Origin of the sequence: Paenibacillus allorhizosphaerae (assembly GCF_042659105.1) — a bacterium.
Lineage (GTDB): Bacteria > Bacillota > Bacilli > Paenibacillales > NBRC-103111 > Paenibacillus_G > Paenibacillus_G allorhizosphaerae.
Genome location: NZ_JBHSRV010000001.1, coordinates 287,920 through 304,968 on the forward strand (window position 1 = coordinate 287,920; position 17,049 = coordinate 304,968).

13 protein-coding genes, 1 pseudogene and 1 riboswitch are annotated in these 17,049 nt (G+C 49.4%); of the genes and pseudogenes, 2 read left to right on the forward strand and 12 right to left on the reverse strand.

Annotation, left to right across the window (positions count from 1 at the left end; genetic code table 11):
- Positions 1 to 213 precede the first annotated feature (213 nt).
- From ACFQI7_RS01140 to ACFQI7_RS01150, 3 genes are all read right to left on the reverse strand, one after another.
- Positions 214 to 1,368 carry a serine hydrolase domain-containing protein gene (locus ACFQI7_RS01140; RefSeq protein WP_218096570.1) on the reverse strand — a complete coding sequence of 385 codons (1,155 nt, stop codon included), beginning with the start codon at positions 1,366 to 1,368 and terminating at the stop codon, positions 214 to 216.
- Positions 1,369 to 1,612: 244 nt separating this feature from the next.
- The gene (locus ACFQI7_RS01145) at positions 1,613 to 2,533 is read right to left on the reverse strand and encodes a phosphotransferase family protein (RefSeq protein WP_218096982.1); all 921 of its coding nucleotides are present in this window, start codon (positions 2,531 to 2,533) and stop codon (positions 1,613 to 1,615) included.
- Positions 2,526 to 3,089, reverse strand: coding sequence for an AAA family ATPase (locus ACFQI7_RS01150; RefSeq protein WP_218096571.1), 564 nt, complete (start codon positions 3,087 to 3,089; stop codon positions 2,526 to 2,528). The genes ACFQI7_RS01145 and ACFQI7_RS01150 overlap by 8 nt, the downstream gene beginning before the upstream one ends.
- Before the next feature lie 348 nt (positions 3,090 to 3,437).
- Between ACFQI7_RS01150 and ACFQI7_RS01155 the strand changes: the two genes are divergently transcribed.
- The gene (locus ACFQI7_RS01155) at positions 3,438 to 3,857 is read left to right on the forward strand and encodes a hypothetical protein (protein ID WP_230414575.1); all 420 of its coding nucleotides are present in this window, start codon (positions 3,438 to 3,440) and stop codon (positions 3,855 to 3,857) included.
- Between the two features lie 222 nt (positions 3,858 to 4,079).
- On the opposite strand, the gene ACFQI7_RS01160 is transcribed toward ACFQI7_RS01155, so the two are convergent.
- The 8 genes and pseudogenes from ACFQI7_RS01160 to rbsK all read right to left on the reverse strand — a co-directional run bounded on the left by ACFQI7_RS01160 (position 4,080) and on the right by rbsK (position 14,413).
- Positions 4,080 to 5,531, reverse strand: coding sequence for a sulfatase family protein (locus ACFQI7_RS01160; protein ID WP_218096572.1), 1,452 nt, complete (start codon positions 5,529 to 5,531; stop codon positions 4,080 to 4,082).
- 6 nt (positions 5,532 to 5,537) lie between these two features.
- Positions 5,538 to 6,983, reverse strand: coding sequence for a glycosyl hydrolase family 28 protein (locus ACFQI7_RS01165; protein ID WP_218096573.1), 1,446 nt, complete (start codon positions 6,981 to 6,983; stop codon positions 5,538 to 5,540).
- 37 nt (positions 6,984 to 7,020) lie between these two features.
- Complete coding sequence (locus ACFQI7_RS01170) at positions 7,021 to 8,337, reverse strand: ABC transporter substrate-binding protein (RefSeq protein WP_218096574.1); 1,317 nt, start codon at positions 8,335 to 8,337, stop codon at positions 7,021 to 7,023.
- A 61-nt stretch (positions 8,338 to 8,398) separates the two neighbouring features.
- A complete protein-coding gene (locus tag ACFQI7_RS01175; RefSeq protein WP_218096575.1) occupies positions 8,399 to 9,496 on the reverse strand; it encodes a sulfatase-like hydrolase/transferase in 1,098 nt (365 codons plus the stop codon).
- Between the two features lie 73 nt (positions 9,497 to 9,569).
- Positions 9,570 to 9,917, reverse strand: coding sequence for a sulfatase-like hydrolase/transferase (locus tag ACFQI7_RS01180; RefSeq protein ID WP_218096576.1), 348 nt, complete (start codon positions 9,915 to 9,917; stop codon positions 9,570 to 9,572).
- A gap of 69 nt (positions 9,918 to 9,986) precedes the next feature.
- Positions 9,987 to 12,122, reverse strand: coding sequence for an ADP-ribosylglycohydrolase family protein (locus tag ACFQI7_RS01185; RefSeq protein ID WP_218096577.1), 2,136 nt, complete (start codon positions 12,120 to 12,122; stop codon positions 9,987 to 9,989).
- Between the two features lie 299 nt (positions 12,123 to 12,421).
- Positions 12,422 to 13,438: a LacI family DNA-binding transcriptional regulator gene (locus ACFQI7_RS01190; RefSeq protein WP_218096578.1), complete on the reverse strand. Its 1,017-nt coding sequence runs from the start codon at positions 13,436 to 13,438 to the stop codon at positions 12,422 to 12,424.
- Positions 13,439 to 13,495: 57 nt separating this feature from the next.
- Positions 13,496 to 14,413 (reverse strand): annotated as a pseudogene (gene rbsK / locus ACFQI7_RS01195) (ribokinase).
- 381 nt (positions 14,414 to 14,794) lie between these two features.
- A riboswitch (cyclic di-AMP (ydaO/yuaA leader) is annotated at positions 14,795 to 14,936 on the forward strand.
- A gap of 112 nt (positions 14,937 to 15,048) precedes the next feature.
- On the opposite strand from rbsK, the gene ACFQI7_RS01200 reads away from it, so the two are divergent.
- Positions 15,049 to 16,887: an APC family permease gene (locus ACFQI7_RS01200; protein ID WP_218096579.1), complete on the forward strand. Its 1,839-nt coding sequence runs from the start codon at positions 15,049 to 15,051 to the stop codon at positions 16,885 to 16,887.
- A gap of 33 nt (positions 16,888 to 16,920) precedes the next feature.
- On the opposite strand, the gene ACFQI7_RS01205 is transcribed toward ACFQI7_RS01200, so the two are convergent.
- The gene (locus ACFQI7_RS01205) at positions 16,921 to 17,043 is read right to left on the reverse strand and encodes a hypothetical protein (protein ID WP_268966790.1); all 123 of its coding nucleotides are present in this window, start codon (positions 17,041 to 17,043) and stop codon (positions 16,921 to 16,923) included.
- Between the last annotated feature and the right edge of the window lie 6 nt (positions 17,044 to 17,049).

Consider the following 17,049-nt stretch of genomic DNA (forward strand, 5'->3'; position numbering starts at 1 on the left):
AATGCTGTGCGACATGGAGTTCACCCATGAACATTTTTTTGAAAATCAGTTTCAATCCACTATTTTGTTTACATAATATATGTTATGTAAATTTTAAAGTTTAACCTATTTCGCGGTGACGTGTTCCATTCCCAGGCTTCTGGACTTTTCAGTTCAAAATAATGTTTTAATAGTTTTCATCCATGTTCATCGAGAATACGTCCGCATGGCCCGTTAATCCAGTATGCTGGCCAATGCTGCGTTGTTAAAGTACTCAAAATAATGATACGGCCGATTGTTCACTCTTTTCATCGTCACCTGAAAGTTTAGCGTAATCAGTTCATTCTCTGGGTCAACCATGAAAAGCGTATTTCCCCTGCCGGTATGCGAGAAAGTTGCTGCCGAACGAAGCGTTCCGGTATAATCCTGCTTCGATCCGCTAATGCCCCAGCCTAATCCCCAACAGGCTTCCTTAAAGAATTCGCCATCCAATCTGGAGGATACGCCTGGAATTTGATTCATTGTCATCTTTTGGACGCCGAGCTTGCTCAGCAGTCGGAAGCCGTCATAACTGCCTTTGTTCAAAAAAGTTTGTCCGAAAATCGCCATATCATGGACGGTGGAGCAAAGCCCGCTGCCCCCCATTGGTTTAATTACATTTTCATAGTCTGCGTAACGGGGAAACGGCGCATTCGGGGGATGCTTCGCGACTCTGGCGTACTGCTCCGGCGGAACGATATAGTAGGTATCGTTCATTCCTAACGGCTGGAACATGCGCTCGGTAGCGAATTCGTGTATGTTTTGACCGGTCACACGACGAATAATTTCCGTTAACAGCAAAAAGCCATAACCGCAATAATTCATCTCAGAGCCGGGATAAAAGTTAAGCGGAGCCTTATGACCTGTCGTTAAATACTTGTATACGTCCGGATGCAAATTGTTCGGGCATTGTTCCATATCCACGTGAGCGCTGCCGCTATTCGCCATTTCCCAGATCCAGTCTTCGGCGATGCCGGACGTGTGGGTCATTAGATGGTGAACAAGAACCTTTTCCTTATTTTCACCGGTAAACTCCGGTATATAGTCCTGAACTGGCAGCTCGAGCGCCACTTTTCCTTCTTCAACTAGCAGCATTACAGCCGAGGCGGTAACCGGCTTGGAGATCGAAGCCAATTGGAATATCGTATCCAATTTCATCGGTCCATAGCTCTTGTCATAATCCGGATCAACAAAAAGCTTGTGGCTTACAATAATTCCTTTTCGGGCGATAAGCGAGATCATGATCGGCGCGACTCCTCGTTCCACCCATTGTTCCTGCAAGTTTTCCAGCTTGGAAATACGGGATTCACACATACCCGCTTCCGCTGCGTTCCCATAGCGAAGCTTCATTTTGAATTCCTCCATCTTTTGGCATATTACAAGACTTGCAAAGTTATTGCCGTTTTCTTTGCTTGCTCCCTTATCAAAGTAGATGCGAAACAGCAACTGGAATATTTACCCAAATATCATATCGCACATTTGTTCCCATGTAAATATGTGAAAAATACGAAGTTAACGCAAAGAGGCTGCCGGTCTCCACGGCAACCTCGCTAGCTGATTCTATCGTGTTTCTATTACATAAGTCCAACTAACGCTACGAGATACGTTTTAATATACTCAACAAATATTGATCCAGGCACTCAGCTACGATCTCTGTCGTTAATCCGATTTTGCCCAAGTCTGTCCATCCTTTATATACCTCAGGAGGCCAATAAGCGAAGTCGATCAAAGTGACAAGATCCCAGTAAGGATCATAGACAAAGGAATCTCCTGCATACTTTTGATACGAAGAAAGAAATTGGTCGGCTGTTTGTACATCGTAAAGTTGCGCCAAGTTTACACGGCAATGGCCGACATCGATGCCGGCCGGGCCGACACAACCGTTGACCCAATCGACGACACCGCTCACCTCTCCGCCTTTCCATAGCACGTTCGCCGGGTGATAGTCCCGGTGTATGAAACGATTAATGACAAACGGACGGGGTCCCGTCACGATGTCGGCAGCAGCGCGCCATTGGGCGGGATATTCGGACCAAGATGACGTATCCAGTGATGCGGCATCACAGTACGGTGCAAACGTCCGAGAATAATCGGCAGCTTCAACCTTATGAATCCGCGCGAGCGCTTCGGCCATGCCGTCCACCCATCGTACTGTGTCCGGCGGTTCCAATACAACGCTGCCTTCCAATCGGGTCATAAGCAGCGCCGGCACGCCGCACGCGCTTCCGGTTTCATCGAATGCAATGAGCTTCGGCGTCTGCACGCCAACGCATTGAGAGGCCCGACGTAAGCTTTCAGCTTCGTGAAGAGCCAAATCAGGCTGCTCCCGTACCCACTCCGCATTGTCGAACTGCCGCAGCACGACGCTTCTCTCTTCTCCATTCACTTTAAGAAGAATTCCGTGAACAAGCGAGGAAATCCCTCCATGAAGCCGCCGTATCGAGAGCACGTTCGCTTCAGGATGTACAGCATGGATGACCCACTCGAGCGCTTGGTCGGATAACACGTTATTCATCGTATTCACTGGCTTCATCCTCTCGTATAGAATTACACTTTCTCTGTTGCAAGTAAACTTTAATCTGATCCATAATCGAATCCATAGATTCCACCGTATCGATTACAAGCTCTCCATCCATCGGTTGAATGCTTAAGACTTTATAATAACTTTTAAGCTCGTCAAAATCAGTAATCAATTGGTTTGGGAGCGGATTCGATTTCCGTTTATTAAAACGTTCAGCCCAAATCTTCTCATCGCTGCAAGTGCAAAGAATCGATTTCAGACCATAGTCGCGGCTTTCCAACCATAACTTAAAATGGTTCATTTCCTCTTCTTTATTGAAAGGGAAATCAAGTATGTACCGCATATTCGTACTGGCATTCGTTTGTAACAAGCGAAACAAGATCCCGTACGATACTTTGTTTCTTTGTTCATGATTATCGTTATAATCAGAGATGACATCGTAAAAATCATCTTTACGAATGATAGGGACATTTAGCATTGGACCCAGTCTATCGGATATTGTCGTTTTCCCGACGCCCGGCCGTCCTCTTAATAAAATGACTTCTCCCACAAAGAACCTCCCCGAGCCGCTAATCACCTTTCCCGTGTATACAGAAAAATCGGCCATTGATTTAGAATCAAATCTCCTGCATGTTCCCCTCCTATGGCTGACTGTCGTTGCATCTTTGATACTTTTCTCTATTTGCGTTTCAATTTCCTTTATTTGTAACCAAGTTAACTTGCCTGCGTCAGTGGCAGTCGCAACAATCCTAGACCTAAGTCGGGGATAAAACACTACACGGGTCCAAAGCGGAAACCTGTGGTTCATGGTACACTGTTAACGGTTAAAAAATATACATACTACCTTCTATTCGTAGAACATGAATATACCAGGAAGAATGGAAAAGAGGATGATACCATGTATGTGATCATAAGTCCGAAACGAATTCTGATCGTCGGCACGATGGTACTTACCATTACCGCCGGCATGGGGTTATGGAACAAGGAAGCCGCTGCAAGCCCTTTTCAAAGCCTTCTCGAGAGAATTGACAGCCACAACAAACAGATTGCAGCCAAAGATGATTTCCTGCGTGTACTCGGCGCTTCTTCGGATGAAGAGTTGTACGATTCTTTGCTCGAAGGAAAATCGCTCGCCGACATTGCAGCGGGCAATCAAGCGGATGTAGACAACATTATCAACCTCCAAGTTGCCGAATTAACAGCTCAGCTGGATTCGCGTCTTGCGGATGGAAGTTTGCTGCCGCATCAATACCGGGCTCAAAAAGCGGAACTTGAGGAAATCATTAAGAAAAGTGTGTATGGCGAATCGTCTGCATAGGAAGCATAGGCAAAACGAGGTTAGATCAGCAGTCGCATCTGGGAATATTATCCGTTTTTAATACATAAAGATTGCTTTGCGTATTATGTGAGGCTGACATGTCGCGTTGTATGAGATGAAACAAAACCAGTCATAACACCATTAAGTGTTAGACTGGTTTTGTTTATTTCAATACCACAGGCCGCCGAGCAATAGTAATACTACTAACCGGTCACCCGCGTCTTAATCTTCGTCCACGACCGTTTGCGGCCAGCGGGGAGATTGATCGAGAAATCCCTGCGGTTCGTGCCTCTTCGGTTCGTATCGGACCAGCCGGTCTCCGTCCAATGCTTCTGCGAAACCGTATGAGCGGTAATGTTCGACCATCTCCTTCTGGCAATGGAGGCAAAGTTCGGGATGATGTGCTGCAATATCCGTCCATTCGTCCGGATCGGCGCGTAGATCGTACAAATTTTGTTTGCCGCCGTTGGTGTGGTAAATATATTTATAATCGCCCCAGCGCAGCATCATCTTCATGACCCTGCCTCTGCCGACCTCCGCGAATATTTTAGCTCGCGACGGCTCCTGCTCCTTCGTGGCGGCCGGTATGAGATTGCGACCCGAAGATGATTCCGGCACCGTTCCGCCCGACACCGCAATCAATGTGGCGTAAATATCCTGCAGCAGCGCCAGATGATCCCGCCGCTCTCCTTGAGGCAGTACCGCAGGCCAGCTGACAATGAGGGGAATTCTGGCGGAAGCTTCATAGAAGGTACGTTTGCCATAGGAGTAATGATCCCCGAGCATCTCGCCGTGGTCCGATGTAAATATGATCAAAGTGTCGTCCAGCAGTCCGCACGATTCCAACTTATCGAGAATGCGGCCGACTTGTTTATCGACCTGCGAGACGCAGCCGTAGTAATAGGCTCGCATTTTCAGTTCTTCCTCCATACTGAGGCTGTCGATCCCGTTCACTTTGTAATCGTTCATGACGTCGATTGCGTAATCGTCCGGGGTTCGCTCATGCTCCTTGCGTGCCGGCTTCGGAACTTGCTCGGGATTGTACATTTCGTCGTAAGGCATGCATGGGTCGAACGGCGGATGCGGTTTGATGAAAGACGTGAACAGGAAGAACGGTCGATTCCGGTTATTGCCGATGACCCGGCACGTCGTATCGGCTGTCCAGGCCGTCGTATGCAGATGCTCGGGTAGCTCCGAGATTTGCGGCACGTAATACAGCTCGCTTCGTTTACCGTGAGGCTCGATCACATGTCCGTATCCTTGCTCCCGTAAAAATTGCAAATAATCGTCGTTCTCGATATGGGTCGGAATCTCTTCGGACAAATACATGCGATCAAATCCGTAGTGTTTCCGTACCGGTTGAAAATGCATTTTGCCTACCGCGCACGTATAATACCCTTGCTTCCGAATGAGCTCGGGCAGCGGGTGGGCTATTTCTTTGGCCAGCCGTTCGTTTTTGAGCAGTCCGAGCTCGAACGGATGCTGCCCGGCGATAAGTCCGTGGCGGGCAGGAACGCATACCGGCGTCTGGCTATACGCCCGGTCGAAGCATATCCCCCTTTGGGCCAGTCGGTCGATATTCGGGGTTTGCACCTGCTTATTGCCGTAGCATCCGAGCACGTCGAACCGCAATTGATCACACATGATCAGCAGTATGTTCGGTTTTTTGCTCATTCCATTTCAACCTCCATAACCTGGAATCACTTTCACATCTTTGACGGAAGCACTATCCACTTCGAACCGGTCGATCGTTAACGGCTTGTTGTTGATCGTGACGTTTTCAAAAGTAACATTGCGAATACCGTGTTCGGCGTCATAACCTTGCAGGATGCTTTTTTCCTTCATTTCATTAATGATGTTAATATTTCTGAACGTTATATCGGAGATGTTACCGTAACCGATTTGCTCCTCATTAAATTTTGTTTTCAAGAAAATGAGTTTGACGAACCGAAAATTCGCGTTCTCGATCGTCATATTTTGAAACACATAGTTGCTGAGATGCCCGGTGCCCCCATGGATCGAATTAAAGACGGCTCTGTTGTCCCAATCCTTATAATGCTCGACGCGGATGACATCGCAATTCGTGACAAGCACATTGCTTGTCGGTACGGACACATTCCAGGTCAGTTGAAAAGGAGCGCCGTTCATTAATTGCCACAATACACAATTGCGAACGACGATTCCGGAATGGTACAGCTTGACGGCATCGTCGTTCAGCTTAAAAAAGCAGTCCTCGATTAACGAATCGCTGCCCAGCAAAATCCCGTCGGTGTTGTAATACCAGCTGATCATTTTCACGTTGCGAACGGTATTGTTTTGCCCCCACATGCGGATATGCGTCCACGGAGAATTGATGATCGTGATGCCCTCGATGCGAATGTTGCGCGTCTGATTGCCCATAATTTCAATCATATGGTGCGCCTTGTGTTCGTAAGCCTCGCCCGACAAAATGCCTCTGCCGCGGATCGTAATATCCGTCTTGTTCGTGCCGCCGTCAAAATAACCTTTCACGTAAGCGCCGCCGGCGATATAAACGGTTTGACCCGACTTCAGCTCCACTCTTCCGACGTCATGAACGCCCGGCGGAAAGTAAAGCACATTCGGTCCGGGCTTAGGCACAGGCTCGGTTTCGGGAGGATCGGCAAACACGAGCAGCGGATGCTTGATTTGACCGTTGAGTTCAACGGAAAGCTTCGCCGGAGCGTCTAGATCGAACTCAACCTGATGGCCGTTGATTCTCGGTTTAATCCCGAGGTGCGACGGTAAAATGCTGCACGATTGGATCGGCTTGTTATCTTTGCTTGTAACGACCACAGTCACTTTGCCGGAAAAGGAAAACGTCGTCCATGACGTATCTTCGCTATAAATATTCACCCTGGGAAACTGGTTTTTGCTAATATAGGTGAAGCTGTCCTTAAGCTCCTGCCCCTGCCGAACGGCAACCGAATAAAAAGGGGAATCGGGCGCTTGTTCAGGACCAGGATAAGTTATCACCTTGGAATCCCCTGCTTTCTGTTCCGTTAGGGGAGCGGCTGGAGGATCGGTTGCCGCAGCAGGGCTCCCCGCATCGCAAGCCGGCAGGAGAATCGCAAACAGCATCATCCAGGCGAGTATCATTTTTGGCATTCCGTGCGCCGACTCCCCTTCCCCGAACAAATGATATTTATTTCTTTAATAACGATTCAATCGCTTTGTTAATTTTCTCATCGGTTTGACGGATGACGGTATTCACATCGGCTCCGGGTTCTTTGGCGACCTGATTTCCGCCGGCGACCAGCTCTTTGAACGCGGCGTCATCGAATTTCGTAGTCGGCGGCTGCGGCGCCAGCGCCGTTTTAAAGATCGCCTCTTTGTTTTTTCCTTTCAATGATTTCAGGTCTTCCCCGAACACTTGGCTGTATTTCGGATCTTTCAAGCTGCTCCGGCGGCCTTGCTTGCTCAACATCGTTTGCGATTCGTCGTCAGTGAGCAGTTTGAGCACCTGGAACGCTTCCGTCTGATGCTTGCTTTTGGAGGACATCATCAAATAAAAGATGCCTCCTCCGAAAGCGTTCTTCGGCGCTTGCGGGAACGTCGGCAGCGTCGCCATATCCCAGTTCATCGCCTGCCCTTGGCCCACCATTTGTTCAAATTCGCCAAGCCTTGCGCTTAAACCGGCGAGCATCGCCAAGTTTCTGTCTTTTTGGAATGCGGGAATTCTTTGCGGATTTTCCAGCCAATTGTCGGGGATTTGCCCGATTTTCCGGTACGTGTCGAATACCGTTTTCCATGCCTCCGTTTGCAGCGCCGATTTGTTCGTTTTTGCATCGACCATCGGCAGTCCCAACTGTTCCCCGAGCCGGTTGATGTTGCCGTCGATCGCAATACCTTTGTATTGTATGCCGCCGTCCATCCGGGTCAGTTTTTTGGCCAGCTCAATGGCTTCATCCCACATCATGCCGTCCTTTGGGTAAGGAACGGCGAACCGGTCGAATATTTCTTTATTGTAATACAGCACGGAGAAGTTGAAGCCGAGCGGAAGAGCGAACAGTTTGCCGCCGTCCGCAAGCTGCTTGGCGATATCGATCCCCGCCGGGTCGAATTTCCCCAAATCGACGTTATTTTTCTTCACCGCATCATTCAAATCTTGCGCGGCTTCCAGCTCCACGATTTTGGCGGCGGTTACCGGCCCGGCATATATAATATCCGGCAAATTACCGATGGAGATGAGCTCCGCGAGCTTATCCGGGTTGTCCTCGCGAACCAAGTTCAACGTAATGTTCGGGTATTTTTTCTTCACCGGATCGGCGACCCACATCTTGAATTCGTCATCGGTCATTTTTGCGGAAGTTTGCAGAAAAGATAGCGTCAGCGGTTCGCTGCTTACGGTTTCCGCCTTTGGAGTATCGGTTTTTCCCGTTTTCTCATCCGTGGAGCATCCTGCGACAAGCACTATCGACAAACCAGCCAAAAACAATGCGACTCTCATTTCCGTCGTCATTTTTTCGGACTCCTCCCCTTTTATGGCGATACATGCACCTATGATCCGTTAGAACAACGCTTCAATCGTCTTCCCACTTCGGAAATTCAAGCTCATCCTGGAATACGCCTTGCCGGATCAACTCCTTGCACTCGGGATCCGTCATCGTCAACGTATAATCTTGACCGTCCTTCCCGATCAACCCGAGATCCGATTTCGCACGCAGCGATGCTTCCTCCGGATCGACGATGGTGCGCAGCAGCGCTTCAAACTGCTTCAGCTTGTCGCCGTAACGCCCATCAGTCGCCAGATCATGCATCTCCTGCGGATCTTCTATCAAGTTGAACAAAGACGGTCGATCGTTCACATAGCACGTATACTTAAAGCCGTCCTTGACGAGCATATACCAGTCCTGCTTGAAGAAATTGCCGTGATACTCCGAGAAGGCAAATTCCTCGCGATTTCGGCTTCCGTTCTTGATTAAGGGCAGCCAGCTGGTACCCGGCCGATCCGGCTCCGTCTCAAGTCCCGCAATGTCCATAAGCGTCGGGTACAGATCGACAAGCGTCACGGGCTGGTCGATGCGCTGTCCGCTCGGCAATCCGGGACCTTTTACGATCAGCGGCACGCCCACGGAGGCTTCATAGCTGCACTGCTTGTAAAATAATCCGTGCTCCCCGAGATTTTCCCCGTGGTCCGACATGTAGACGATGTAGGTGATATCATACAAATTTTGCGCCTTCAGCTCGGCGATAATTTTACCCACATGGTCATCCAGCGCTGTGATCATCCCGTAATACGCGGCGATGACGTTACGCAGCATCGGCTCCGTAATGGTGCCGAGACCAAGCGCATTTTGCATATTGCGAACCTGCGGGTGAAGCCCGTCGTTCGGAAAATGGGCGTCATGCGGCATGACGATGTTGTCCGGGTAATACATGTCGTAATATTGCTGCGGAACCTTATAGGGCCAATGCGGAAACATCAGTCCGACGTACATGGCCCAAGGCTGGTCTTCCTTCTCCCCGCCCTTGCGCTTCAAATAATCGATGGCCCATTCGGTCACCACCCGGTCATGATCGTAGAAACCGAGATCTTTGTTGTACCCGGTATCGCCATCCGTCACCACGTCTTCCCGTACGCCGGCATTCACGATATGCGCCCGCTTGTCTTTGCGCACATGCCCTTCCAGCCGCGAATACAGCGGTGTCGTCCGTGGGTATGGCTTGAACGCCGGCCGCTTCTTGATGATTTTATGCTCCGTAAACCCGCCGTCCTGATATTTCCCGCAAAAAATCCATCTTTCCGAACATCGCCGACGGCATGCCTGCTTCGTGCAGCTTGCGCGACCACGTCATTTCATTCCGGTCCAGCGGGCAGCCGAGAAACCAGCTGTCGATCTGATGCGGATATTTGCCTGTAATAAAGCTCATGCGGCTCGGCGTACATACGGGACAATTGCTGTAAGCGCTAGTAAAATGAGTACCTTCCGCAGCGAGCTGATCCAGATGAGGCGTCTTGATAAACGGATGTCCGCGGTACCCGGTAATTAAAGGGTGGTGCTGGTCGCTGCAAATGACAACAATATTCGGTTGGCTCATGGCGGATAACTCCCTTCCAAATCTGTTTGAAACAAGACATGAACGTACCAATGCGAAACGATCCGTCCTTTACATGCTCGCTAGCGAAAAACCGCGATAATGCGTATGGCTTGCTTCGGCATTGGAAAATCCGATCATCCCGGTCAAGTACGGACGATCTTCATCGGCATAATCCATAAGCGGCACGCCGTCTGCCGAAACTTCAAACCGGTTGCCTTGCGCTTTTACAACGATTGTTACCGCCTTCTCGTTCTGCCAATCCAAATCTGCCTCGCGTAATGTGCGGTACCCGTTCTCATTTTTGTAAAGGGCCAGCTTCCCGTCAGGCGCGAGTCCTACCGCATAGGAACGAATCCCTCCCTGCACGCGGAAATTGATGCGGTGATGCTCACCAAGCTTCGGAACGACAACGGCTTCGAACGTATAATCGTCCCAATCCAGTTTACCTGTATAGCATTCCGCCGTTTCGCCGGAAAAGCTACCGCTCAGTTCGCCGTCCTCTAACGTCCAAATTCCCCGCAAATAGGTCATCTGGCTTACCTCGATATGCAGCCCGTTCCATTTCTCGAGCCGCTCCTTGGCAAAATCGATGGCGTAGTTCGGTTTCCCGCCGAACACGAAATCGTCCACGTAGGCTACGAGACTAGGTCCCTTCGGGCCTTTTCCCGCCATAGGGATGAACTCGATCCCCGCCTGCTCCAGACAGCAGTCGCTTAAAGAAGGGATGGCAAATTCAAGCCGTGTCCATTCGCCGGGAGTAAGAACCGCCGCTTCACCGTAATAATCGTTGCCCGAATGGCCGTCCTTCACGTACAGCCGCGCTTTCACTTGCTGCCCGGCCGCCGGAACCATCACCATCGCTTCCATCGATTGCCCCGGATATAAAATCGGCGAGAAGCTCGGGTCGTACCGACTGTCGTTAAAATCATGCGGACGGTAGTACGTTTGATGGTACACCCGGTAGCCGACGCCTCCTTGCGTTTTATCGAACAGCACTTTGAGCGATCGACTCCCTGAAGCAGCCGCTTCTTCCGTATTTTCGATCAAGGCCGTCACATGCAGGGAATCGTCCGTCGATGTGCGAAACGCATGGGTGGAATTGGGCAATTCAAAGTGAAAGCGGGTTCCCTTCTCTTCTATAATTGCTGCCCATCTTTCCGGGACCGGTTCACCTGCAATTTTATAGCCGAGTCTCGCGATATAGGTCGCGCACCATACGTTATCCAGGATGTTTAACGACCCAATCACGCTCGAACAGCACAAGAAATCGTTGATCGGCTTCCGCCAACTTGCATCGATGCCTTCCAAGCCGTTGCGGACGCCCATAATCGTTCCGACGTTCGCCACATTGCAATCCGTATCCCAGCCGCACATATTGCAAATGTTGATCGACTTGGAAAAATCGCCTTCGCCATACAGCAGCGATAAAATAATAACCGCCGAATTCGGGATAATATGGCAGTGACCCGGATATTTATCGTAACCGAAATGAGCTTTGACATAATGGAACGCATCCCGCCAGTTATCGGGGTTCGCTTGATGAAAGTCCATGACCGCACGGGTCATCCGGACATATTCGCAATCGGTAGGAATCGTTTCAAGGCCGGTTTCGATGATGCGTCGAATATCTTTCTCGACAAAGGCTGCGGCGATGCATGCGGCGATAAACATCCCGCCGTACTTTCCGTTTCCGTCGTGAGACACACTTGCGATTTTCTCCGCAAATTCCGCGGCAAGCTTCGGGTTTCCGGGCGCAATCAGCCCCCAGACGTCAATAAAAATTTGTCCGCCGATCTGTTCGGCAACCGCATGCCCATTTTGTGCGATGGAACCTGAACGCGGCGCCATAACGCCGTTCTTTAAGTTGACGTAGGCGGTATGCTCGGTGGACTTGCCGTAGCCGCCCCACCAGTAAAAGCCATGGCCGTCCGGAGCGTAATTAAGCCAAGTCAATCCCATCTGTTCAGCCGTGATTTCCGGGCCGCAAGTGTAATCGTCCAGCGCTCGCAGGAAAAACATCGGCCCGTTCGTGTCATCGTCAGCCGCAAAGTTTTTAAATTCGTGCAAATAGCCGGTTACTTCGCCAAACGTGCGTTCAATTCGTTCGTACGTCCAATTTTCAATATTGCCCCCATGCCGGACGCCGATGACTTTCCCAAGCCATCCGGCATATACTCGTTCGACGTAATCCTGCTGCATAACCATTGCTTACTCCACCTTTCTTCTTACCTTTCGATGACTGACCGATTGAATGTTTGGAACCAAAATAGCATTTTTGGAACCGGTTTTATTTTGTTGCAACAACGATGTTTTCGTTGATACGATCAACATATCGTTTCATATTCAAAGCATACAGTCCCTTCTCGCTGGAACCGATTCCATTTGTGTTCGTTCAGAACTCTTTTCTGTATTCATTATAGCAATGAGAGCTCTGTTTCAACATATAGCGTGTTGTTTACCCTGTCCGGTTCAGCAGACAAGGCAAACATTGTTTATTCGCGTGCTCAGATTGATTTCACCGTCGACTCCCGAACAATCAACCTTGGTTCCAGTTTTACTTTCTTAAACGGTTCGTCGGATTGATCGATCCGTTTCAGTAGCAGCTCGACCGCGATGCGGCCCATTTCCGCCACTAAATTCGAAACCGAGCTTACCTTCGGATTCGTCAGCATACACCAAGGGATATCGTCGATTCCTACGACGGCGACATCTTCCGGAACCCGCAATCCCAGCTCCATAAGACCTTGAATGACGCCGATGGCGATCAGGTCATTGGCCGCGAACACGGCATCCGGCCGTTCCTTCAATCGGTAAAAATATTGCGCGGCTTCCATTCCGGTTTCGAGAGATAATCTTTCGCCGGTAAACACAAGGGAACGATCAAGTTTCATAAAACTCGCGGCAAGCGACTTCTCGTAAGCATTGTAACGCGATCCCCGATGCATCGTGATCGGGCCACCCGCATACGCAATTCGCCTTCTGCCGATCCGAATCAGGTGATCCATTGCCAAGTACCCTTCCGATCGGCTCAGCCCTACTGTATCCGCCGGCATCTCTTCGCCGTAATTGCCGATTAAACTGACCGGAACGGTCGCTTTCTTAATGAGCGAATTCAACGTTTTCGGGTGGCTGATGGAAAGCAGAACGATACCGTCTACATGCATATCGTTGACTTCCCTTATGACCGCGAGCTCTTCGGACGGATTTCCGTAATGATTGATCAACACAAGCCGATAATCATTTTGTTTGGCCACCTGCTCCGCCGCCCACGCCAGTTCTGGATAATACGGATTGCGTATGTCGTCTATCGCGAGTGCGATTTGTCTGCGTAAATTCGTTTTCAAGCTTCGAGCCATTATATTAGGCGTAAATCCCAGCTGTTCAATAACCCGGTTTACCTTCTGCCTCGTGATCGGTTTTACCCCGGGCGCGTTATTGATAATCCTCGATACGGTAGACTTGGCCACTCCGGCTTCCTTTGCCACGTCATCGATCGTAATTTTCGTTTTTTTCTGATCCATATCTATCTCCTAACCATCACTCAAAAAACGAATCCGTACATTTCACTCGCACAAAACTCATGATTCTGCGTTTAAAAAGCTTGTTATCTCCTCAAGCGTCGGGATAGAGGATTGGGCTCCCCTGCGCATCACACTTAGGGCGGCTGCAGCGGAAGCGAACCGCAGCGCCTCCGGGATCGGACTCCCGGCGCTTATTCGTGCCGTATAGGCTCCGATGAATGTATCCCCGGCTGCTGTCGTATCGACCGCCTTTACCGGGCAAGCCGGCGTATAGAAGCGATCCCCTTTTTGCCCCATGTACAGCGCGCCTTGCGATCCCAACGTAACGATCACTTCGCCTGCGCCGCCGGCTAGCAATGCACTTGCTGCAGATTCCGCCTCGGCTCTGCTGCCAACCTCCCGCCCCGTAATGAACTCCGCTTCGGATTCGTTGACAATTAGCATGTCGATTAGCTTGAGCACATCACCGGGAATCGGGAGCGCCGGGGCCGGGTTGAACGTTACGCGAATCCCTTCGGCTTTCGCCTGCCGGATCACGCTGAGATTCGAAGCCCATGGAATTTCATTTTGCAGAAGTATGGTTGTCACATCTTACGCGGCCCATAGCGGCTGAACATCTTCCGTGACCACGTCTCCGTTGGCTCCTTCGGACAAAATGATCTGATTTTGACCCGAAGCGTCCACGGTAATAAACGCCATGCCGGAGTTGCCGCTCTTTCGGACGACCAGATCCGCATCAATGCCTTCTTGTCGTAAAGCAGCCAGCAGCTCACCGCCGAAAGAATCGGAACCGACGGCGCCCGCCATCATTACATGGCCTCCCGAACGGGCAGCAGCGACAGCCTGATTCGCACCTTTGCCGCCGTAATTGTACTCCGTCCCCCCGCTCTTGATCGTTTGGCCGGGAATAGGATACTGCTGAACGCGGTTGACAATGTCCAGATTAATGCTGCCAACTACAGCTATGTTACCCAATCCGAATCAACTCTCCTTGCACATTTATGGAACCGGTTCCAATTCGATTATGGCATAGCTAGCGAACATCGTCAATCCAAGATTTACAGTGAAATTCGTTGTATCCCGCAGCATGCATGTTAATTTCGATGCATGAATATCGCCTCACGTTTGTAGCAAATCGGGCAGGCAATCCACGCTGTCCGGATTCGACTCGCTTCATGCGCATCAGCACAAATATTTTCAATAATTAAAGCAAATCGCTAAAATACAAAGGATAATAAACCTGTGTATGGATGTAAACGCTATTTTACGGATTTGGATAAAATAATTGACGGTCAGCCATGTTTAACTCGGTTTACTTTTGTTGAATAAGAAAGTAATATTCAATTCGTACTTACAAATTGAATAACGCTGAATTTTCTTTAAGAAAAACGGGGGACCCGACTACCGGGGTGAATCCTATGCCATAAGCATGGGAAGGGTACGCTTCTCACAACCCTAATCCGACAGCTAACCTCGTAAGCGTTTCGTGAGAAGGTGAGATGATGAACACAAGACTCTAACCTTGTGTTTTTTTGTGCTTTTTTTTGGATATATTAAACAGGAATTTGGAATTAGGTTAACGAAAATCATTCTTAATCGAGGTGCACGGAATGGCAGCAGATTCTTTAAAAAGAATGATATTCGGCAGGCCGCTCAAGTCCAATGAGTTGGAACAAGAAAAGATGCCCGTGTGGAAAGCTTTGCCGATTTTATCCTCGGATGCTTTGTCATCTGTAGCGTACGGTACGGAGCAGATTTTGATCGCTCTTGCAGCTGTTGGAGCCGCGGCGGCTTATGGTTTCTCGCTCCCTATTGCGATAGCCATCATCCTTTTGATTACCATTCTGGTCATCAGCTACAGACAAGTTATCGAAACTTATCCTCAAGGCGGCGGAGCCTATATGGTCTCCAAAGAAAACTTGGGCATGTCTTTCGGAAGGTTGACGGGCGTGTCCTTATTAATCGATTACACTTTGACGGTGGCGGTGTCCATTTCGGCCGGGGTGCAGGCTATTACGTCCGCGTTTCCGGCGGCCATTCCTTATATTGTACCGATTGCCGTATTTCTTGTGTGGTTCATGGTTTGGATCAATTTGAGAGGTACTTCGGAATCCGGAACCGTATTTGCCTTCCCCACCTATTTTTTTATTCTTTGTTTACTCATGTTAATAGGCAAAGGCATTTTCGATTTGTTTACGGGAGCCAGTCATGCGTCAGCCGTTCATGTGATCCCTTCTTCCGTGCCTACAGGGCTCACCTTGTTTGTTTTGTTAAAAGCCTTCTCATCCGGATGTTCCGCCGTCACCGGCATCGAGGCGATTTCAGACGCGGTGCCTCATTTTAAATCGCCTTCCAAGGACAATGCCAAGCGAACCTTGGTTTGTCTAGGGATTTTGCTGGCGATCATATTCGGAGGCGTCACGGTTTTAACGATGGCCTACGGCATCACGCCGGACCCAAAAGGACATACATCCGTTCTCTCCATGGTTACGGAAAGTGCTTACGGACGCGGAATCATTTATTATGCAACCCAGATTGCAACTATGATGATTTTGACGCTTGCCGCCAACACCAGTTTTAACGGGTTTCCGATCTTGGCATCGATCATGGCTCAAGATAAAAACTTTCCGCGCATGTTCGCTAACCGGGGAGACCGTCTATCCTTTCACTTCGGGATCGTAACATTAGGTATTTTGGCTTCCATCCTGCTGATTGCGTTTCGAGGAAAGACCGATGCGTTAATCCCGCTCTATGCCATCGGGGTATTTTTATCGTTTACGCTCGCTCAAAGCGGCCTCGTTCGCAAATGGCTGAAGGAAAAACAAAAGGGATGGCAGGGACGGTTGATTATAAACGGAATAGGCGCCCTTGTATCGTTTGCGGTTCTCGTTATTTTTTGCATTACAAAGTTTGTGCAAGGCGCCTGGATCGTGATTGTATTAACACCGATACTGTTATGGCTTATAACCAAAATCTACGATCATTACGAAGATGTCGCTGACCAGCTTCGAATCAATATAGAGGAGCCTTTGCCGCATAAAGAATCGATTATCATCATTCCGATCGCCGGGATTCATCGCGTGGTTGCCTCTACGATCTCGTATGCAAAGACGCTTTCGCCAAATGTCATCGCTTTTTATATTTCCTTTACCGAAGAAGACGAGGACAAAATGGAGAAAAAATGGGAGCAGTGGAATCCAGGGGTGCGATTGGTAGTATTTCACTCCAGATACAGAACCATCGTCAAGCCTTTGGTGGAATTTATTGAACGGATTGATACACATGTCAAGGAGAAGCAGACGATTATGGTCCTTCTACCCCAATTCGTACCGAGGAAATGGTGGCAAAGATTGCTGCACAATCAGTCGGCATACCGAATCCGATCCAGACTGTTAAAGGAAAAGGACGTAGTCGTGGCTACCGTTCCATATCATTTATGCGAAAAGTGAAAAAAGAGAGGGCTAGTCGGCCCTCTCTTTCCATTATTCTTCATCATCAATTTCTTCGTTATGATCAGGCACGACAACATACGTATTTTCACTGGTTTTTACATGCCAATCCTGCTGCGAGCTAAACAGTTCTTTTAACAGTTCTTCCAAGTCCAATAGAAC